This window comes from Sporichthya brevicatena, assembly GCF_039525035.1.
Lineage (GTDB): Bacteria > Actinomycetota > Actinomycetes > Sporichthyales > Sporichthyaceae > Sporichthya > Sporichthya brevicatena.
Genome location: NZ_BAAAHE010000021.1, coordinates 43959 through 62943, shown reverse-complemented (window position 1 = coordinate 62943; position 18985 = coordinate 43959). Strand labels below are relative to the sequence as shown.

The 18985-nt window shown below is 72.3% G+C and carries 20 protein-coding genes and 1 tRNA gene; 10 read left to right on the top strand and 11 right to left on the bottom strand.

Going from position 1 to position 18985, the window contains the following annotated elements; all coding sequences use genetic code 11:
• Positions 1 to 35: 35 nt before the first annotated feature.
• The 6 genes from ABD401_RS13840 to ABD401_RS13815 form a co-directional block, all read right to left on the bottom strand.
• Positions 36 to 1319: an HtaA domain-containing protein gene (locus ABD401_RS13840; RefSeq protein WP_344605651.1), complete on the bottom strand. Its 1284-nt coding sequence runs from the start codon at positions 1317 to 1319 to the stop codon at positions 36 to 38.
• 65 nt (positions 1320 to 1384) lie between these two features.
• A complete protein-coding gene (locus tag ABD401_RS13835; RefSeq protein ID WP_344605649.1) occupies positions 1385 to 2344 on the bottom strand; it encodes a hypothetical protein in 960 nt (319 codons plus the stop codon).
• Positions 2344 to 3213 carry a heme ABC transporter ATP-binding protein gene (locus ABD401_RS13830; RefSeq protein ID WP_344605647.1) on the bottom strand — a complete coding sequence of 290 codons (870 nt, stop codon included), beginning with the start codon at positions 3211 to 3213 and terminating at the stop codon, positions 2344 to 2346. Before ABD401_RS13830 ends, ABD401_RS13835 begins: the two co-directional genes overlap by 1 nt.
• Positions 3210 to 4472, bottom strand: a complete 1263-nt coding sequence (locus ABD401_RS13825; RefSeq protein WP_344605645.1) for a FecCD family ABC transporter permease — start codon at positions 4470 to 4472, stop codon at positions 3210 to 3212. The genes ABD401_RS13830 and ABD401_RS13825 overlap by 4 nt, the downstream gene beginning before the upstream one ends.
• A complete protein-coding gene (locus ABD401_RS13820; protein ID WP_344605643.1) occupies positions 4469 to 5641 on the bottom strand; it encodes a heme/hemin ABC transporter substrate-binding protein in 1173 nt (390 codons plus the stop codon). Before ABD401_RS13820 ends, ABD401_RS13825 begins: the two co-directional genes overlap by 4 nt.
• 563 nt (positions 5642 to 6204) lie before the next feature.
• Positions 6205 to 6819, bottom strand: coding sequence for a flavin reductase family protein (locus ABD401_RS13815; RefSeq protein WP_425566145.1), 615 nt, complete (start codon positions 6817 to 6819; stop codon positions 6205 to 6207).
• 162 nt (positions 6820 to 6981) lie between these two features.
• Here ABD401_RS13815 and ABD401_RS13810 point away from each other — a divergent pair, with 162 nt between their 5' ends.
• Complete coding sequence (locus ABD401_RS13810; RefSeq protein WP_344605639.1) at positions 6982 to 7569, top strand: hypothetical protein; 588 nt, start codon at positions 6982 to 6984, stop codon at positions 7567 to 7569.
• Positions 7570 to 7588: 19 nt separating this feature from the next.
• Here the strand turns inward: ABD401_RS13810 and ABD401_RS13805 are convergent, their stop codons facing one another.
• Positions 7589 to 8209, bottom strand: a complete 621-nt coding sequence (locus tag ABD401_RS13805) for an alpha-ketoglutarate-dependent dioxygenase AlkB (RefSeq protein ID WP_344605637.1) — start codon at positions 8207 to 8209, stop codon at positions 7589 to 7591.
• 118 nt (positions 8210 to 8327) lie between these two features.
• Positions 8328 to 8411, bottom strand: a tRNA-Leu gene (locus tag ABD401_RS13800).
• Positions 8412 to 8517: 106 nt separating this feature from the next.
• Here ABD401_RS13800 and ABD401_RS13795 point away from each other — a divergent pair.
• A complete protein-coding gene (locus ABD401_RS13795; RefSeq protein ID WP_344605635.1) occupies positions 8518 to 9846 on the top strand; it encodes a M20/M25/M40 family metallo-hydrolase in 1329 nt (442 codons plus the stop codon).
• Between the two features lie 2 nt (positions 9847 to 9848).
• Here the strand turns inward: ABD401_RS13795 and ABD401_RS13790 are convergent, their stop codons facing one another.
• On the bottom strand, positions 9849 to 10034 hold the full coding sequence (locus ABD401_RS13790; protein WP_019877258.1) for a DUF5703 family protein: 186 nt from the start codon (positions 10032 to 10034) through the stop codon (positions 9849 to 9851).
• A 55-nt stretch (positions 10035 to 10089) separates the two neighbouring features.
• Between ABD401_RS13790 and ABD401_RS13785 the strand changes: the two genes are divergently transcribed.
• Positions 10090 to 10734, top strand: coding sequence for a hypothetical protein (locus tag ABD401_RS13785; RefSeq protein WP_344605631.1), 645 nt, complete (start codon positions 10090 to 10092; stop codon positions 10732 to 10734).
• 1 nt (position 10735) lies between these two features.
• Here the strand turns inward: ABD401_RS13785 and ABD401_RS13780 are convergent, their stop codons facing one another.
• A complete protein-coding gene (locus tag ABD401_RS13780; protein ID WP_344605784.1) occupies positions 10736 to 11713 on the bottom strand; it encodes an aldo/keto reductase in 978 nt (325 codons plus the stop codon).
• A gap of 112 nt (positions 11714 to 11825) precedes the next feature.
• On the opposite strand from ABD401_RS13780, the gene ABD401_RS13775 reads away from it, so the two are divergent.
• The 7 genes from ABD401_RS13775 to ABD401_RS13745 all read left to right on the top strand — a co-directional run bounded on the left by ABD401_RS13775 (position 11826) and on the right by ABD401_RS13745 (position 17988).
• Entirely contained in the window at positions 11826 to 12875 is a 1050-nt protein-coding gene (locus ABD401_RS13775) for an LLM class F420-dependent oxidoreductase (protein ID WP_344605782.1), read from the top strand.
• 37 nt (positions 12876 to 12912) lie between these two features.
• On the top strand, positions 12913 to 13614 hold the full coding sequence (locus ABD401_RS13770; RefSeq protein WP_344605629.1) for a histidine phosphatase family protein: 702 nt from the start codon (positions 12913 to 12915) through the stop codon (positions 13612 to 13614).
• 51 nt (positions 13615 to 13665) lie between these two features.
• Positions 13666 to 14235: a DUF3090 domain-containing protein gene (locus tag ABD401_RS13765; RefSeq protein WP_344605627.1), complete on the top strand. Its 570-nt coding sequence runs from the start codon at positions 13666 to 13668 to the stop codon at positions 14233 to 14235.
• 70 nt (positions 14236 to 14305) lie between these two features.
• Complete coding sequence (locus ABD401_RS13760; RefSeq protein ID WP_344605625.1) at positions 14306 to 15064, top strand: SCO1664 family protein; 759 nt, start codon at positions 14306 to 14308, stop codon at positions 15062 to 15064.
• Positions 15065 to 15081: 17 nt separating this feature from the next.
• On the top strand, positions 15082 to 16308 hold the full coding sequence (gene mshC / locus ABD401_RS13755; protein WP_344605623.1) for a cysteine--1-D-myo-inosityl 2-amino-2-deoxy-alpha-D-glucopyranoside ligase: 1227 nt from the start codon (positions 15082 to 15084) through the stop codon (positions 16306 to 16308).
• Positions 16309 to 16501: 193 nt separating this feature from the next.
• Positions 16502 to 17266 carry a hypothetical protein gene (locus ABD401_RS13750; protein ID WP_344605621.1) on the top strand — a complete coding sequence of 255 codons (765 nt, stop codon included), beginning with the start codon at positions 16502 to 16504 and terminating at the stop codon, positions 17264 to 17266.
• Positions 17263 to 17988 carry a class F sortase gene (locus ABD401_RS13745; protein WP_344605619.1) on the top strand — a complete coding sequence of 242 codons (726 nt, stop codon included), beginning with the start codon at positions 17263 to 17265 and terminating at the stop codon, positions 17986 to 17988. Before ABD401_RS13750 ends, ABD401_RS13745 begins: the two co-directional genes overlap by 4 nt.
• Positions 17989 to 18041: 53 nt before the next feature.
• Here ABD401_RS13745 and ABD401_RS13740 read toward each other — a convergent pair whose 3' ends face one another.
• On the bottom strand, positions 18042 to 18908 hold the full coding sequence (locus ABD401_RS13740; protein ID WP_344605617.1) for a PAC2 family protein: 867 nt from the start codon (positions 18906 to 18908) through the stop codon (positions 18042 to 18044).
• Between the last annotated feature and the right edge of the window lie 77 nt (positions 18909 to 18985).

Below are 18985 nucleotides of genomic sequence, written 5' to 3'. Positions count from 1 at the left end.
GACTGATCGTCAGACCAGTCGGTCGGATCGGTCGATCAGGTGAGGCCGGTGAGGGTCAGAGTCGCCTCGTACTCGCCGGGCTCGGCCTCGACCGGTGCCTTGAGCTCCAGGTCGGCACCCGCGTCACCGGTGCCGGGCTGGCCGCCCTCGACGGTCGCCAGGGTCGACGGCTGGGACAGGCCGGGGCCCGCGCCGTTGTAGCCGGAGGCCACCGAACTGCCCGCGACGATGAAGCCGGCGGAGCTGTTCGGCGCCCACCCCAGGTTCGCACCAGGGATCGAGGCCCCGTTGGGACCGGCGAAGTCGGTCACCTGGCCCGAGACTCCGAAGGAGGGGTAGCACTCCTGGCCGTCGCCGGTCCGGCTGTCCGAGATCGTGATCGGGTCGATCGCGCCCGTCGAGACCAGGTGGTCGCCGTTGAGGGCCGCCTCGGACATGGTGACCAGGCCGTCCTCGCCCGAGCTGATCGCCCACGCGATCTCACCGGCGCACTCCTCGGCCGCCTCCGGCACCGAGAACGTGATCCGCTGCTCGCCGTCACCCGGGGCCTCCGGGGTCGGGGTCGGGGTCGGCTCGGGGGTTTCGCCGCCACCGCCGGCGAGGCCGGTGAGCGAGAACGACACCGGGTCGATCTCGGTGCCCGCACCGTAGAACCCGCCGAAGGCGTCGGAGCCGGCCGCGGTCAGGGCCGCCGCCACGTTCGTGTACGAGATGGCGCCACCGGTCGGGGCGACCGCGGTGGTGAGGTTCGGGAACGTGCCGAAGTCGACGCCGGTCAGCAGCGGGTCGACCGGGGTCGCCGGGTCACCGTCGTCACCGCCGTCCACGTCGAGGACCAGCGACTTGGTGTTGTTCGCCAGGTCGATGACGACCTTCGGGTTGGCCACCTTGAAGTTCTTGAAGGGGCTGGCGCTCCCCGGGCCGGTGCTCGCCGCCGGGTTGCTCTCGGTCAGCGTCACGGACCCGCCGTACTGCGCGGTGTACTTCTGGGTGGTCGAGTCGTAGCTGCCGCTGACGAACGGGAAGTTCCAGTACAGCGGGTACGTCTCCGCACCCGACCCGCGCGTCTCCGTGCTCGCGGTCGCTCCGTCGCCCGCGACGACGCCCTGCGTGGTGCCGGAGTGCAGGGCGAAGTGGTAGCTCAGGAGGCTGGTCTTGATACCCCACTGCAGGGAACCACCGGTGGCGTTGAGCACCTCGGCGTTCGCGGTCGACGCGTTGACGACGCCGATGCCCGTGAGGGCCAGGGCCCCCGCGGCGGCGGCCGCCAGCGCGCGCAGGCGTGGTCGCCCGCGTTCTTTCAGCTGAGTGACCGTCATGTGGTCAGCTCCTCCTTTGGTTGTGGTGCTGCGTGTTACAAGTGGTACTGCCGTCGACCGACGGGCTAGTCCCGGACGCCGTAGCGCCAGAACAGGGATGCCGTGAGTGCGACGACCAGCGCGACCAGGGCGGCCACGCCGAACATGGCGAGGCCCCCGCCGCCCGAGTCGCTCGCGGCGCTCACGCCGACGGCAACGGTGCTGCCGTCGAGCGGGGCGGGGGCGACCGTGACGGGGGAGTCCTCGGCGATTCCGGTTTGGGGAAGCCGCGTCGGGGCGCCGTTCGCGTCGTACCCGGAGGTGGTGGCCTTCGGCGTCGCGCTCGGCGGCGTCGGGGCCACGGTGGTGGTGATGTTCGGGGTGCTGCTGGGCTTCGGCGTCGCGGTGACGCCGCCGGTCGAGCCGCCGGTGGAGCCGCCCGCGAAGCTCAGCGGGGTGAACTTCTCGTTGGTGGCGCTGGCCTTGCCGTGCGCGCCGAAGGTGAAGACGCCGCAGGTGACCTGCCGGCAGTCGGTGGTCTTGGTCCCGGCACCGCCCGGCAGTTCGGTGGTGAAGACGGCACCCGGCACCTCGATCGGGACCGACCAGTTGCCGTTGCGGTCCATGTGGAAGCCGGTGGCGTCGCCGGACTCGCCCGAGGCGCTGAACGAGACGAAGACCGTGCCGTTGCCGTTGTCGCGGCTGTCCGCACTGCCGCCGGCACCGGGGTAGAGGTAGGTCGTCCCGAAGTTGCCGTCGGTGTTGTTGATGTTGCGGCCGCTCGGTCCCCACTTCTTCGCGGTGTCGACCCAGCCGAAGAAGACGTAGATACCGCCCTCGACGGGAACACCTTCGGCCGACGGCGGGACGAGGTAGTCGATGCCGCGGACCTGGATCGTCGTCTTGCCCGAGGCGGCGAGCCCGGTCGACGGCGACGCGGAGAGGGTGGGGTTGCCCGTGCCCTGACCGGTCGGGACGGCGGCGGCGGGGAGCGCCACACCGGCCAGACCGCAGGCGAGCAGCGCGGCAGCAATCTGACGGCGCATCAGTAACTCCTTTGCGATGGGGCAGTGGGGACGACCGAGAAGTCCCGTCGGGGCAGGACGACGACCGCGCCGGTACGGGGGTGGCGCAGGACCTCGATCGGGTGTTCGTAGACGCGGGTCAGCAGCTCGGGGGTGAGCACGGTGACCGGGTGGCCGACGGCGGCGATCTGCCCGCGCGACATGACCGCGATCTCGTCGGCGTAGGCGGCCGCGAGCGCGAGGTCGTGCATGACGACCACGACCGCGTCGCCGCGCCGGGCGCGACCGCGGGCGAGGTGGAGCACGAGCTCCTGGTGCTTGATGTCCATCGCGGCCGTCGGCTCGTCGAGCAGCAGCAGGCCGGCCTCCTGGGCGAGCACCCGGGCCATGGCCGCGCGGGCGCGCTCACCACCGGAGAGGGAGTTGAAGACGCGGTCGGTGAACTTGGTGACGTCGGCCTCGGCCATCGCGTCGGCGACGACCTCGTCGTCCCAGTCCTCGGCCGGCGTGCCGGCCCAGGGGGAGCGGCCCATCCGCACGACCTCGGTCACGGCGAACGGGAACGTGACGTCGACGCGCTGCATGAGCACCCCACGGCGGATCGCCAGCTCGCGCCACGTCCAGGCCGAGGGGGAGGCGCCGTCGATGCTGACCGTGCCGGACGTCGGCTCGAGGTCGCCGGAGATCGCGCCGAGCAGCGTCGACTTGCCCGCGCCGTTGGGTCCGACGAGGGCGAGGACCCGGCCCGCGCGGATCTGCAGGTCGACGTTGCGCAGGATCGCCGCGCCGCCGAGCGTGACGCACACGTCGCGCGCCTCGGCGACGATGTCGCCGGGGGCCTTCGGGGCGGGGAGCCGGAGCTCGCGCTGGGTGAGGGTGGTGGTCTTCACGCCCAGCCACCCGCCTTCGCGCGGGCCCGCATGAGGAGCCAGAAGAAGAACGGGCCGCCGACGAGCGCCGTCAGCATCCCGATGGGCAGGTCGGCGTAGTCGACCGCCGTGCGCGCGACCAGGTCGGCGATCGTCAGCACCAGCGCGCCGCCGAGGGCCGACGCCGGTACCAGCACGGTGTGCCCGGGCCCGACCGCCATCCGCACGAGGTGCGGGACGACGAGGCCGATGAACGCGATGATTCCGGAGAAGGCGACCGCCGCCGCGACGCAGAGCGTCACGAGCACGATCGAGGTGAGGCGCAGCCGCTCGACGTTGACGCCGAGGTGGCGCGCCGGCCGCTCGCCGAGGGCGAGCAGGTCGAGCTGCTTCGACAGGAACAGCACGCCGAGGATGCCGACTGCGATGCAGGGAGCAGCGATGTAGACGTGCTGCCAGCGGCTGCCGTTGAAGCTGCCGAGCTGCCAGAACACGATCTGCTCGCGGGACGCGGTGTCGCCGAGGAAGACCAGGTAGGCGATCAGGCCGCTGCACACCGCCTGCACGGCGATGCCCATGAGGACGAGGGTGACCGCCTCGGTGCGGCCCTCGCGGCGCGAGAGCGTGTACACGAGCAGCGTCGTGAACAGCGCGGTGAGGAAGGCCGCGGCCGCGATCGTCAGGGACCCCGCGAAGGTCCAGCCGAACACGATGACGGCGCAGGCGCCGACGGCCGCGCCCGACGAGACGCCGATGACTGCGGGCTCGGCGAGCGGGTTGCTGAACACGCCCTGCATGACCGCGCCGCTGGCCCCCAGCGCCGCCCCCACGAGCAGGCACATCACCAGGCGCGGGAAGCGGATGTTCCACAGCACCGCGTCGCCGTTGGGGTGCGAGGGCATCGGACCCAGGGAGATGTTCATCTTGTGCATGAGCGAGCCGAAGACCTCGTCCGGCGCGACGTGCAGCTGACCGGTCCCGGCCGAGACCAGGCCGGCGAGGAACAACGCGACGGCGAGGCCGGCGAGCACGACGACGGCGCGACGGCCGTGCGTCGGCGGCAGATCGGGGACCTTCGGCGGGGTGGCCGGGCGTCCCCGGTCGATGGACTTGGCGCGCGGCGCGACGGCCGGCTCGGGCGCGACCGCGGGAGCCGGCGCAGCGACCGCGGCGCGCGCCCGGCAGTCCGGGCAGTCGTGCGACTCGACCGTCGCCGGCCGTGGCGGCCAGGCTACCGGCGGGGGCACGGGGTGCGCGCCGACGTGGTGCTGGGTCGTCATCGCGGCGCCGCCTGCTCGTACACGGCGGTGGCGAGGGCGTCGAGCGTGGCGGGGAACTGCGGGCCGAAGCTCAGGATCTGGTAGTCGACCATGTCGACCACGCAGCCGGCGCGGCCCGCGTCGGTGTCGGCGATGCCCGGGACTTTCTGAAGCCCCGTCACTCCACCGACCGACTCCAGACCGTGGCTCATCATCAGGAACAGGTCGGGGTCGGACTTCACGAGACCCTCGGCGTTGATCGGCCGGGAGCCGGGGATGCCGAGCTCGCTCGCGACGTCGATGCCGCGCAGCGACGTGATCAGGTCGTCGGCGCCCGAGCCCTTGCCGAGCCAGCTGTACACGCCGGCGGTGCCGCGCAGGTAGAGGAACGCCATCCGCAGTCGCTGGGCCGGGTCGGCCGGCGCCAGCGCCGCGATGCGCGCCTCGGCGGCGGCGATGTCGGCCTCGACGCGGTTCGCGAGCTGATCGCCGAGATCGGGGAGGCCGAAGACGCCGGCGACCTCGCGGATCTGCGGCGCGATCGTCGACCGGTTGCGCAGGCTCGACAGGATGACGACCGGGACGCCCGACTCCTCGATCTGCATCTGCACCTCGAGCGGGCCGATGCTGTAGTCGGTCACGACGAGGTCGGGGGCCAGGTCGAGGATCGCCTCGGCGTTGAGCTCGTGGCCGTTGTGCGTGACGACCGGTCGGTCCGCGAGTTCCGGGATGCCGGTCGAGACGTCGCGGCCGACGAGACGGTCGCCGAGCCCGAGTGCGTGGACGGTCGAGGCGATCGTGCCGGCCACGTCGAGGGCGAGCACCCGCTCGGCCCTGGTGATCGTGAGCTGTTTGCCGCGGCTGTCGGTGTAGGTGACGGGCAGATTCGGCGTGGTGCCCGTCGCGACCGGGGCGACCGTGCCGTTCGCGACCGCTGTCGCCGGCCCGACGCAGCGGCGCTCACTCGTCCCGCTCGTCGTCCCCGTGGTCTCCGGGTCCCCCGCCCGCGCGCCGCCGTCCGACGCCCCGGCGGACTGGTCGACCTGCGCGCCGGTCAGCGCGGTCGAGGGGTGCTCGGTCGCGCCGCACGCGGCCAGTCCGAGGCACGTGACCGCGACCGAGGCCGCCACCGCGGCTCGTACCGGGGCGCCGACCTGCACGCGGGCAGGGCGCAGCGAAGCGGGGAGCATCCGAACCCTTCACACGACACCGGCCGAAGAGACAGGGGTGTCTCCGGGCCGTTCCGACAGTCGTGTCGAGGGGGCGTCCCCGACCAGGTAAGGAAAGCCTTACCTGAGCCGTCACCTAAGCCGAGCCTCAAAACGGTGTCAACTACGCATTGACCCGCGGAGGTTTCGGTACCGGACAGCCCGGGCACACCGTCAGGTTTCGTGCGAGGCGCAGACGCTGGGCGTATGACGCGATGTAGTTGATCGGTCACGCAGATCCTGGCCGGGCGACGTGACGGAGGCCACACCCCAACGGCGTAGTGGTCGTCCTGCCGCTGGGAAAGGCAATGCGGGGACCAAGATCATTTCCCCCTCTCCCGTCGTCGGGGGGGGCNNNNCCCCGCCCGCACCGACACGCCCGTCGGAGCGGCAGTGGCCGACCACGAGTGCGATCGGCCACCGTCTGGGTGGGGTGAGGCGGTCCGCGAGGACCAACGACTTTGGTTAGCCTCGCCTTAGTTGGTGGACTAAATCCGATCGGGCTTCACGTGTCAACCGGGACACGGGCGGGCGATTGCGGAAATTCAGGGCGCCCGGTAGTGGTCCGGCCAGTCCGCGTACCGGATCCGATCGATCCGGCGGACGGCCGGCGGGTCGCCCCACTCGTTGCGGCCGAGGCGGCTGAGCGGCGCGAGCAGGTGGAGGGCGGGGTGCCCGTCGACGAGCACCGAGTCGTCGACCGAGGCGTGGACCACGCGGCCGAACACGACGGTCGAGTCGCCCAGTCCGACGGTGGAGTGGAGCCGGCACTCGAGGGCGACCGGGGACTCCGCGACGCGGGGCGGCGTCACCTTCGTCGACGCCTCGCGCGTGAGCCCGACGGCGTCGAATTCGCTGACGTCAGAAGGGAAATCGGTCCCGGTCGCGTTGATCTGCTCGAAGAGTGATGCGGGTGCGAGGTTGATGACGAACTCGCGCGTGGCCTCCACGTTGCGCAGCGAGTCCTTCCGGCCCACCGAGGTGAACTGAAGGATCGGCGGCTGCACGCAGGAGACCGTGAAGAACGAGTGCGGGGCCAGGTTGTCGACGCCGTCCGCCGATCGGGTGGAGACCCAGGCGATGGGCCGGGGCACCACGACGGCCGTCAGGAACCGGTAGAAGGTGGGGTGCGGCGCCTCGGGATCCACGTCGATGCGCACGGCGATCATCGTAGGCGGGCGCGCGCGACAAAGATTCCGCGCCAGGTCACAGTTCAGGTCACGGGGGGATCACCCGGTTGCTCCCGCTTGACCCGGCGGGCGTGAAGTCAAAAACTCCGAACGGGGGGAGCCGGAGCCCGCCCCGGATGGGATTCTGATCGCATGTCGCAGCACGGACGGCGCCGAGCCGCCCCGCCACCGGTTGTCGTCGACGACGAACCGGTGCGGCGCGTCGGCCCGTTGACGGCCGAGACAGCCCTCGTGCTCTCGTTGGTCGCCGTGATCGCGGTCGGTTCGGTCTTCGTCCAGTGGGCTCTGCCGTCGAACCGTGAGGCCGAGACGGTGATCGGCGACCAGAAGGTCCGCATCACCACGGTCGGCAAGGGCGGCGTCGAGCCCGGCCCCATCTCGCCGCGCGTCATTCAGCAGCCCGTCGTGACGCCGATCCCGGCGGGCCTGCCGCCGGTGGCGACGCCGAAGCCGCTCAAGACGCCGAAGCCGGCCAAGACGCCCAAGCCCACGCCCACGCCGGACCCCTCCGACCCGGGAACCAACCCGAACCCCGGTGGTGGCGGCGGCGGTGGCGGTGGTCGCGGGAACGACTGCACCGTCCTCATCCTGTGCCGCCCGGGCCAGACCCCGAAGGCGACGCCGAAGCCGAACCCCGGCTCCACCACGGCGCCCGAGCCCGGGGGTGAGCAGCCGCAGCCCGAGCAGCCGCAGCCGAACCCGGAGCAGCCGGTCTCCTAGGTCGTGTCCTCCGTGTGCGTCAGAGCACGCCGCGGGGCCGGAACTGCAGGCTGATCCGCGGGCCGCACGGCTTGGCGGTCTTGAGCACCGCGTGGTCCCACGTGCGCTGGCACGACCCGCCCATGACGAGCAGGTCGCCGTGCCCGAGGTCGTACCGCAACGTCCGGCCGCCCGCCTTGGGGCGCAGCGAGAGCGTCCGCGCGGCGCCGACGGAGACGATCGCGACCATCGTGTCCTCGGTGCGGCTGCGCCCGATCGTGTCGCCGTGCCAGGCGACCGAGTCGCGGCCGTCCCGGTACAGACACATCCCGATCGTCGCGAACGGTTCGCCGAGCTCGGGCCCGTAGTGCGCGTTCAGTGCGGCGTGCGCCTCGGCGACGGCGGGGTCCGGGGCCGGCGCCCCCTCGCCGAGATGGCAGAGCAGGCGGGGGACGTCGACGACCCGCTCGTACATCGGCCGCCGCTCGGCCCGCCAGGCGACGCCGTCCCGCAGCCGTTCGAACAGCAGGTCCGCCCCGCCGATCCAGCCGCGCCGGACGTCGATCCACGCGCCCTCGGAGAGCGGCACCCGTTCGACCGTGTCGCCGAGCGGCCCGACCGTCACCTCCTCCGCGAGGTCGAGCAGCGATCCCTGGAGCATGGGTCGATACTACTCGAACTGGCGTTCGAGTCGAGGACTTTCCGACGCCACTCCGGCGGCGGACCACCGACACGACAAAGGCCCCCGACCCGGTCCAGGTCAGGGGCCCTTCCTCGTGTGCGCGAGGGGGGACTTGAACCCCCATGCCCTTGCGGGCACTAGCACCTCAAGCTAGCGCGTCTGCCAATTCCGCCACCCGCGCGCATGCGCTCCGGGGACCGGATCGCGGCCCCGGAAGCGCGCCAACCTTAGCACCGACGGGAGAGGTGCTGAGTGCGTCCCTCCCCCTTCGGGGGCAGGATGTGGTCATGAACGCAACCCCGGACCCGGGCGCCGACACCAGCGCGGCGCAGGCGGAGGTCGTCGGCCTCTGCCAGGACCTCATCCGCATCGAATCGGTGAACTTCGGCGACGGCTCCGGGCCTGGGGAACGGGCCGCTGCGGAGTACGTCGCGGAGAAGCTCTCCGAGGTCGGTCTCGACACCGAGATCCTCGAGTCGGCGCCGGGTCGGGCGAGTGTCGTCACCCGCATCGCGGGGGCGGACCCGTCGCGCGGGGCGCTGCTGATCCACGGCCACATCGACGTCGTCCCGGCGTTCCCGGACCAGTGGACGTTGCCGCCGTTCGCCGGCCAGATCGCCGACGGGTGCATCTGGGGCCGCGGCGCGGTGGACATGAAGGACACCGACGCGATGGTCCTCGCCGTGATCCGGCAGTGGATGCGGGAGGGCACCGTCCCGCCGCGCGACATCGTGCTCGCGTTCGTCGCGGACGAGGAGGCCGGCGGCACCTACGGTGCCCGCTACCTGGTCGACAACCACGCCGACAAGTTCGAGGGCTGCACCGAGGCGATCAGCGAGGTCGGAGGCTTCTCCCTGACCGTCGCCGGCAAACGTCTCTACGCGATCGAGACCGCGCAGAAGGGCATGGCGTGGATGCGCCTGACCGCGCACGGCCGCGCCGGCCACGGCTCGATGATCGCCGAGGACAACGCCGTCACGGCCCTCTGCGAGGCGGTCGCGCGCCTCGGGGCGCACCAGTTCCCGATCCGCATGACGAAGACCATGCAGGCCTTCCTCGACGAGATCGCGGACCTGTTCGGGATCACCCTCGACCCCGACGACATGGACGCCACGATCGCCCAACTCGGCTCGATGGCACGCATGATCGGCGCGACCCTGCGCAACACCGCGAACCCCACGATGCTGACGGCCGGCTACAAGACCAACGTCATCCCCGGCGAGGCGCACGCGGTCGTCGACGGCCGCTTCCTCCCCGGTTACGAGGAGGAGTTCCTGGAGCAGGTCCAGGAGGTCGTGGGGGAGAACATCGCGATCGAGATGCTCCACCACGACAAGGCGCTCGAGACGACCTTCGACGGCGCGCTCGTCGACGCGATGGTCGCGTCGCTGCTGGCCGAGGACCCTGAGGCCCGCGCGATCCCGTACACGCTCTCCGGCGGCACCGACGCGAAGTCGTTCTCCGACCTCGGGATGCGGTGCTTCGGCTTCGCCCCGCTCCGGCTCCCGGCCGACCTCGACTTCTCCGGCATGTTCCACGGCGTCGACGAGCGGGTCCCGATCGACGGGCTGCAGTTCGGCGTCCGCGTCCTGGACCGGTTCCTCCGCACCTGCTGACGTCAGGCCGTGCGGACCGCGCGGATGACGCGGCGGCGGAGACGGACGCGCCGGCTCCCGTCGGCGAACAGGCGAAGCCGGTCCAACTCCCAGTGTCCGTACTCGGCCTCGTCGGTGAGGATGCGCTGCGCGGCGGAGCGGGAGATGCCCCGGGGCAGGTACAGGGTGCGGAACTCGTACGTGGTCATACGCCTCCTCACTGGTGACCCATTGTGGCCGAGCGGACCCGGCTAGGTTGCGCACATGGCACAAACCGAATCCGGCGCCGACACCAGCGCCGACACCAGCGCCGACACCAGCGCCCTGTCCGCCCGCGCCGCCGCCGAACGGCTCCACGCCGCCGTGGACGCGCACCTCGCCGCCGTCGAGGCCCGGGAGTCCGAGCACGACCCGGCCGTGCAGCAGGCGTACCAGGAGTTGCGGGCCGCCGCGGCCGACTACGACGTCGCGCTCTACGCCGAGCACGACGAGGTCACCCCGTTCGACCTGCCCGACCTGGACGGCGACGACGACGGCGACGAGGTGTTCAGCCTCGAGCGGCTGAGCCTGGTCGCGCGCTGGGACTACAGCGTGGTCGACCCGGCCACGCTCACGGCGGTCGCGGAGCAGGCGGTCGGGGAGGCGGTGCCCGACGTCGCGGTCGGGCTGGCGGCGCTGGTCGCCGCGCTCGGCCACACCCAGATGGGCACGCCCGAGGTGGTGGTCCGGATGGGCCTGCAGCCGCACGGGTTCGCGACCTGGGTGGTGCCGGCCGACGACGCGGACCCGGGCGACGACGACCCGGACTGGATGGCCGACCCGTTCGCCGGTGCGGTCCCGGAACGGGCGCTGTGCCGCCTGGAGTCCCCGGTCGAGACGGACGACGAGGACGACGACGACGAGGACTGAGCTACTGCTCGACGCCCGCGCCGGCCGCCCGGCGCGGGTCGGAGACGTCGTCGAGGGCGGCCCGGATCTCGGCCGGGAGCGTCACGCCCTCGGCGTTGAGCGAGGCCTGGAGCTGGTTGCGGGTCCGGGCGCCGACGATCGCCGCGGTGACGCCGGCGTGGTCGCGGACCCAGGACAGCGCCACCTCCAGCGGGCTGCACCCGAGGCCGCTCGCCGCGGTGGCGACGGCGTCCACGACCGCGCGGGCGGTCGGGTTCAGGTAGCCCTCGACGAATCCGCCGAAGCGTGAGGACGCGGCGCGGGAGTCCACCGGGGTGCCCGTCCGGTACTTCCCGGTGAGGACGCCGCGGCCGAGGGGTGACCAGGCCAGGACGCCGACGCCGAGAGCGTGGGCGGCCGGGAGCACTTCGGACTCGACGTTCCGGTTCAGCAGCGAGTACTCGACCTGGTCGCTGACGATCTGCGCGCCGATCGCCGAGTTCTGCTGCAGGGTCGCGGCCTGGGCGAGCTGCCAGCCGCCGTAGTTCGAGACGCCGACGTAGCGGGCGCGTCCGGAGGCGACGGCCTGCTCCAGGGCCGACATCACCTCGGCGGCCGGGGTGGCGCTGGAGTAGACGTGCACCTGCCACAGGTCGACGTGGTCGGTGCCGAGCCGGGTCAGCGAGGCGTCCAGGCTGTCCAGGAGTGCCCGGCGGGACGTGTCGAGCAGGTTGTGCCCGTTCCGGTGTGAAATGCCCGCTTTGGTGGCGAGGACCACGTCCTCGCGGGGGACGGTGCCGCCGAGCAGCTCGCCCAGGATCGCCTCGGCCTTGCCGTCGCCGTAGACCGCGGCGGTGTCGACCAGCGTGCCGCCGGCGTCACAGAACGCGGCGAGGATCTGGGCGGCCTCGTCGGTGTCGGTGTCGACACCCCACGTCATGGTTCCGAGACCCAGCCGGGAGACGGCGAGTCCGCTGCGCCCCAGGTGGCGGTATTCCATGCCCGGTCCCATGCCCGGAAGGCTAACCGCCACAGGCGTTCAGCCCCCGAACGGCGCGCGGATAGTGTGCGGCGAGGCGACCGGTTCCACGCCGGTCAGGATGGGGACGATCGTGCGGCTCGGGCTGAATCTCGGCTACTGGGGGATGGGCAACGACGCCTCCAACATCGCGCTGGCGAAGGAGGCCGACGAGCTCGGCTTCTCCGTCGTCTGGGCCGCGGAGGCCTACGGGTCCGACGCCGCGACCGTGCTCGGCTACATCGCCGCGCTCACCACGAACATCGATCTGGGCTCCGCGGTGTTCCAGATCCCGGCCCGCCAGCCCACGATGACCGCGATGACGGCGGCCACGCTCGATTCCCTGTCCGGCGGGCGGATGCGGCTCGGCCTGGGCGTCTCCGGGCCCCAGGTGTCCGAGGGCTGGTACGGCGTCCCGTTCACCGCGCCGATCGGCCGCACACGCGAGTACATCGAGATCGTGAACCAGGCGCTGCGCCGGGAGGAGGTCGTCCACTCCGGCAAGCACTGGACGCTGCCGCTGCCGGACGGCCTGGGCAAGGCGCTGAACCTGATCATCCACCCGGTCCGGGACCGGATCCCGATCTACCTCGGCTCGCTGGGCCCGCAGAACCTGCGGCTCACCGGGGAGATCGCGGACGGCTGGCTCGGCCTGTTCTGCGACACCGCGACGCTGCCGGGGATCCTCGCCCAGATCGCCGAGGGCCGCGCCAAGGCCGGTCTGACGATGGAGGGCTTCGACGTCTCGCCCTCGATCCCGTTCGTGGTCGGTGACGACGTCGCCGCCTGCGCGGACGTGACGCGGCGCCAGACCGCGCTCTACGTCGGTGGCATGGGCGCGCGGGAGAAGAACTTCTACAACGACCTCGCCTGCCGGATGGGTTACGAGGCCGAGGCGACGCGTTGCCAGGAGCTGTACCTGGAGAAGCGCTACGCGGAGGCGGAGGCGGCGCTCCCGCTGGAGTTCCTCGAGCGCATCGCGCTGCTCGGCCCGGTCGACCGCATCGCCGACCGCATCCGGGAGTACGCCGACGCCGGCGTCACCACGATCAACCTGGCCCTGTACCACCAGGGGCCGCAGGGCGGCGCGGGTCTGCTGCGCGCGGCCATGGAGGCGCTGGAGAAGTCGGGCACCGCCAGCTGACGCAGCGTCATCCGTTCCGACTGGCTAGGTTGAGTGCGTGCCCACCGTTCTGCTCGTCCGCCACGGCCGCTCGACCGCGAACACCTCCGGCGTCCTCGCCGGGTGGACGCCGGGCGTCGGACTCGACGACCGCGGCCGCGAGCAGGCCGAGGCCCTCGCGCTGCGGCTCGGCGAGTTGCCGCTCGCCGCGATCGTCTCCAGCCCGCTGCAGCGCTGCCAGGAGACGGTCGCGCCGCTGGTCGCCAAGACCGGTCGCAAGCGCGTCACCGAGAAGCGCCTCGGCGAGTGCCGCTACGGCGACTGGACTGGCCGGAAACTCTCCGAGCTGGTCAAGGAGCCGATGTGGCGGGTCGTGCAGGCCCACCCGAGCGCGGCGGTGTTCCCCGGCCCCGACGGTGAGTCGATGGCGGCGATGGCGGCCCGCGGCGTCGCGGCGATCCGGCACTGGGACGCGAGGATCGCGGCCGAGCACGGCCCGAACTCGGTCTGGGTGGCCTGCTCGCACGGCGACGTGATCAAGGCCATCGTCGCCGACGCGATGGCGATGCACCTCGACAACTTCCAGCGCATCGTCGTCGACCCCGGGTCGGTCACGGCGATCAGCTACACCGAGACCCGGCCCTTCGTGCTCCGCGTCAACGACGTCGGCGGGGACGTGTCCGCGTACCAGCCCCCGAAGGTCAAGCGCCGCCGGCGCCGCAGCTCCGACGCCGTCGTCGGCGGCGGCGCGGGCGCCTGAGCCGCACCGGCTCCTGAGCTGCGAGATTCGCCCGAGACGTAAGGTCGGAACGTGCCACGCCAGGTCTACTTCTACGACCCGCCCGAGCGGTTCGTCGCCGGGACGGTCGGCGAACCGGGTTCGCGCACCTTCTTCCTCCAGGCCCGCGGCGGCGGCCGCATCACCAGCGTCGCCCTGGAGAAGCAGCAGGTCGCCCTCCTCGCGGAGCAGATCGACAAACTGCTCGACGAGGTGCTCCGCGTCAGTGGTGGGGACGTCCCCGTGCCGCCGCCGGTCGACGCCGTCGACGACCTCGACCCGCTCGACGGGCCGATCGAGGAGGACTTCCGCGTCGGCACCCTCGCGCTGGGCTGGGACCCGGCCGCCGAGCGGCTCGTCATCGTGGCCCAGGCGCCCGGCGAGGACGACCCCGAGGGCACCGGACCCGCGCTCGACGACGAGGAGGACAACCCGGAGGGCCCCGACGTCCTGCGCGTCCGCCTCACCGGCGAGATGGCCCGCGCGTTCGCCCGGCGCGCCCAGTCCGTGGTCTCGGCCGGCCGGCCGTCCTGCCCGTTCTGCGGCCTGCCGCTCGACCCGGCCGGTCACATCTGTCCGCGGGCCAACGGTTACCGACGTTGACCGAGCGCAGCGAGGTCACGAAGAAGGTGACAAGGGTCCCCGCGAGGACGAAGTCCGTGGCGGTGACTCGTTGAGCGAGTCCGCCGACGAGATCCCGACCTTCGATCCGCCGGACCTGGACGAGGCCGGACTGCTCGACCTGCTGACCCGCGGTGAGCTCGAGGTGATCGGCCGGCTCGTCGACGCCTCGAACGCCACGCTGTACTGCGCCGTGACCCTCGACGGGGTGACGACGGCGTGCGTGCACAAGCCGATCGCGGGGGAGCGGCCGCTCTGGGACTTCCCGGACGGCACCCTGGCCGCGCGCGAGGTCAGCGCCTACGAGGTCTCGGCGGCGACCGGCTGGAACATCGTCCCGCCGACCGTGCTGCGCGACGGGCCCTGGGGGCCGGGGATGGCGCAGCTGTGGATCGAGGTCGACGACACCGTCGATCTCGGGCAGCTCGTGCGCTCCGACGACGACCGGCTGCGCCGCATCGCCGTCCTCGACGCCGTGATCAACAACGCCGACCGCAAGGGCGGGCACTTGCTCCCCACCGTCGCCGGTGACGTCTACGGCATCGACCACGGCGTGTGCTTCGCCGTGGAGAACAAGCTCCGCACGCTCCTGTGGGGCTGGGCGGGCCTGCCGCTGCCGGACGAGGCGGTCGAGGTGCTGGAGGCGCTGGACGCCGACTGGGACAAAGGGCTGGGTCCGCGGATCGCCGAGCTGCTCACCCCGCGGGAATCGACCGCCACCCGTCGGCGGTTGACCCGGTTGTTGCGCACGGGGGTCCACCCCGAGCCGCGCGAGGACGGCTGGCCCGCCGTCCCCTGGCCCCCGTTCTAGAAATTAGGGTGACACCCATGCACGCCTGGCCCTCCCCGGAGATTCCCCGGCTGCCCGGCCAGGGACTGCCGGTGCAGGTCCGGAACACGTCCTCGGGCACGCTGGTCCCCGCCGTGACCGGGGCCGCCTTCCGGATGTACGTCTGCGGGATCACCCCGTACGACGCGACGCACCTCGGCCACGCGAACACCTATGTCACCTTCGACCTGCTGAACCGCGCCGTGCGCGACAGCGGGGTGCCGGTGCACTACGTCCAGAACGTCACCGACGTCGACGACCCGCTCCTCGAGCGCGCGGACGCCACCGGCGACGACTGGCGCGAGCTGGCCGCGCGGGAGACCGAGCTGTTCCGCGAGGACATGATCGCGCTGCGCGTCCTGGCGCCGGAGCACTACGTCGGGGCCGTCGAGGCGATCCCGGTGATCAACGACTTCCTCGTCGGGCTCCGCGATCGCGGCGCGCTCTACGAGGTCGAGCCGGACACGTACTTCTCGGTGCACCTCGACCCGGCCTTCGGGGCGGTGGCGAACCTCTCGCAGGCCGAGATGCTGGAGCTCTTCGCCGAGCGTGGGGGCGACCCCGACCGTGCCGGCAAGAAGGACCCGCTGGACGCCCTGGTGTGGCGCGGCGAGCGCCCGGGGGAGCCCGCGTGGGACTCCCCGGCGGGCGCCGGGCGCCCCGGCTGGCACATCGAGTGCACCGCGATCGCCCGGAACCTGCTCGGCGACGTCGTCGACGTCATGGGCGGTGGCCGCGACCTGGCGTTCCCGCACCACGAGATGGGTGCCTCGCACGCCCACGTCCTGGCCGGAGAGCCCGGATTCGTCCGCTCCTTCGTGCACGCCGGCCTGGTCGGCTACGAGGGCGAGAAGATGTCGAAGTCCCGGGGGAACCTCGTCTTCGTCTCCAAGCTGCGTGCGGCGGGTGTCGAGCCCGCGGCGATCCGGCTCGCGCTCCTCAGCCGGCACTACGCCGCCGACTGGGAGTACACGGACGAGGTGCTGATGCAGGCTCAGGAGCGGCTCGCGCGCTGGCGCGCCGCCGTCTCCCGGCCCGACGGCCCGGACGCGGCCGAGACGCTCACCGCCGTCCGGACGGCGCTCGCGCACGATCTGGACGCCCCCGCCGCGCTGGCCGCGATCGACGCCTGGGCCGCCCGGCAGGAGGCCGAGGGCGGGGCCGACCTCGGGGCGCCGGGCGTGATCTCGCGCCTCTCGGACGCCCTGCTCGGCGTCGCGCTCTGACCGTCCGGACGCCGGGGCGCTGACCCGGACCAAGATCGCCGAGGTGGCCCTGGCCGGGGCGTTTTGTTGATTTGTCCGATTCGCCTCTCATCCTTAAGGGCCATTTAGCTCGGGACCTGAGTCCTTCCGTGGGCTCGGCACGTCAACTCAGGTACACACGGTTCGTGTACGTCGTTTTGATGGAGGCACCGCCATGGCAGTCCGTTCCACCACCGCTCGCCGACTGGCGACCGTGATCGTGGCGACGGCGGCCGTCTCGGCAGTGGGCACCGGCGCCGCCTCCGCCGCGACGAGCCCGGCGCCGGCGACCAGCTCGCCGAGCAGCACGACCCAGAGCACGGTCCCGCCGCTGTCGCTGCCGCAGGTGGGCGTCCTGCTCCACAACCTGCTCGGCACCGTCGACGGCCTGCTCGGTGACTCGCTCGGCATCCGGACGCCGGAGGAGATCGCCGCGAACGCGGACAAGCCGCTGCTGGGGAAGACCGTCGACAACCTGACCAAGACCACCAAGGAGCTGCCGCTGCTCGGCGGCGCCGTGGGTGGCCTGACCGACGGCCTCGGCCTGTCGGAGCCCGCCAAGGTCGACTCCAAGCCGCAGCCGGCCCCGCAGACGGTCGTGCCGCCGAAGAAGCCGGTCAAGAAGCCGACCAAGACCGACCGCGTCGACTCGATCGCGGACCCGGGCTCGACCTGGACCGCGCCGATGGAGCAGACCCCGGTCGCCCCCGCGCCCGTCGTCCGTGAGCCGGAGAAGAAGCCCGGCGGCCTGCCCGGGCTGGTCAACGACATCCGCAACATCTTCCCGTCGAACGCGGCCGAGGCCGCTGCGGCCGGTGCGGGCGCCGCCACCATCGCCCTGATCGTGCTCGGGGGCATCGCCGTCACCGGCGCCGCCGGCGCGGCGAGCACCGCGGGTCGCCGCGGTCTGATCAACGGATCGGTCGGGGGGTCGCTGTGATCAAGCGCGCCGAACGCGGTGGGGTGCTCGTGAAGCGCACCGACGTCGACGACACCGGCGAGCACGACCTGTTCGCCGAGCACACCGGTGAGGAGTTCGCCGCAGCCGCGGCGGCCGTCGCCGAGGAGGAGCCCGGCGGGCGCTCGTGGACCCGCATGTCCAAGCTCCACCTGGCGCTCGCGGCCCTGTCCGCGACGCCGGTGCTGTTCATCGGCGGTCTCGGCGGCTGGCCCTGGGACTCCGAGCCGGCCGTCGCCCAGAACACGGTCGTCGCGGGCCAGGAGCACTACCCGGCGACGCTGACCTTCGCGCGCCTCGGGATCAACACCGAGCTCGACCCGCTGACCATGGACCCGGTCACTCAGGTGCTCCAGGTCCCGGACCTCGGTCGCGCCGGCTGGATCGAGAGCGGCCCGGAGCCGGGCCAGCCCGGTCGCGCCGTCGTCCTCGGCCGCCGCAGCCAGGCCGGTGCCGACGTCTTCGCCAAGCTCGTCGACGCCAAGGCCGGTGACCGCTTCACGGTCACGACTCAGGCGGGCCAGGAGCTGACCTTCGTCGTCCGCTCGGTCGAGCAGTTCAAAGCCGGCCAGGTTCCGGAGAAGCGCATCTACGGCAACGGCAAGGCCGCCCAGTTGCGCCTGATCACCTCGACCGGCGCCTACGACCAGTCCAAGGGTGGCTTCCCCCGCAACGTCGTCGTCTTCGCGGACCTCGCCAAGTAGCCGCCCGCCCTGTCCAGAAAGGGTGACACCCTTTCTTGACAGGTGACGCGGCGTCAGCTCGGGCCGAGCGGGCCGCGGCCCTCGTCCCGGCGGCGGAGGTAGCGCTCGAACTCCTTGGCGATCGCCTCACCGGAGGCCTCGGGGAGCTCGGTGGTGTCCTTCGCCTCCTCCAGGGACCGCACGTAGTCGGCGACCTCCTGGTCCTCGGCGGCGAGCTCGTCGACGCCGTCCTGCCAGGCGCGGGCCTCGTCGGGCAGGTCGCCGAGCGGGATCGTGACGTCGAGGACGTCCTCGATCTTGCCGAGCAGCGCGAGCGTCGCCTTCGGGCACGGCGGCTGGGCGACGTAGTAGGGGACCGCGGCCCAGTAGGACGCGGCCGGCAGACCGACCTGGGTGCAGGCGTCCTGGAAGACGCCGACGATCCCGGTCGGGCCGGAGTAGCTGGACGGCTCCAGGCCGAGCTTGGCGCGCAGCGCCGGGTCGATCGACGTCCCCCGGACCGGGACGGGCCGGGTGTGCGGGGCGTCGCCGAGCAGGGCCGCCAGGGTGATCACCGTCTGGACGCCGAGCGTCCGGCAGGCCTCGATGAGCTCCTCGCAGAACCCGCGCCAGCGCATGTTCGGCTCGACGCCGCGCATCAGGACGACGTCGCGGCCGTTGTCGAGGCGCGCCGCGTAGAAGCGCGTCGTCGGCCAGGTGACGCGGGACACACCGGGCTCCACGTCGACCGAGATCGTCGGGCGGTTCACCTGGAAGTCGTAGTACTCGTCCGGGTCCAGTTCGCCGATGAGACGGGCGTCCCACGCCGTCGTGAGGTGCGCCAACGCCCCCGAGGCGGACTCCGCGGCGTCGTTCCAGCCCTCGAAGGACGCGAGCAGCACCGGGTCCACGAGCGCGTCCGCGCCCTCGAACGTGATCACGGTGCCGTCCTTCCCGAGTCGGTCCACCAGGTGCCTGCGGACATATCCGTCGAACCTATCGGACGGCGAGGACTACC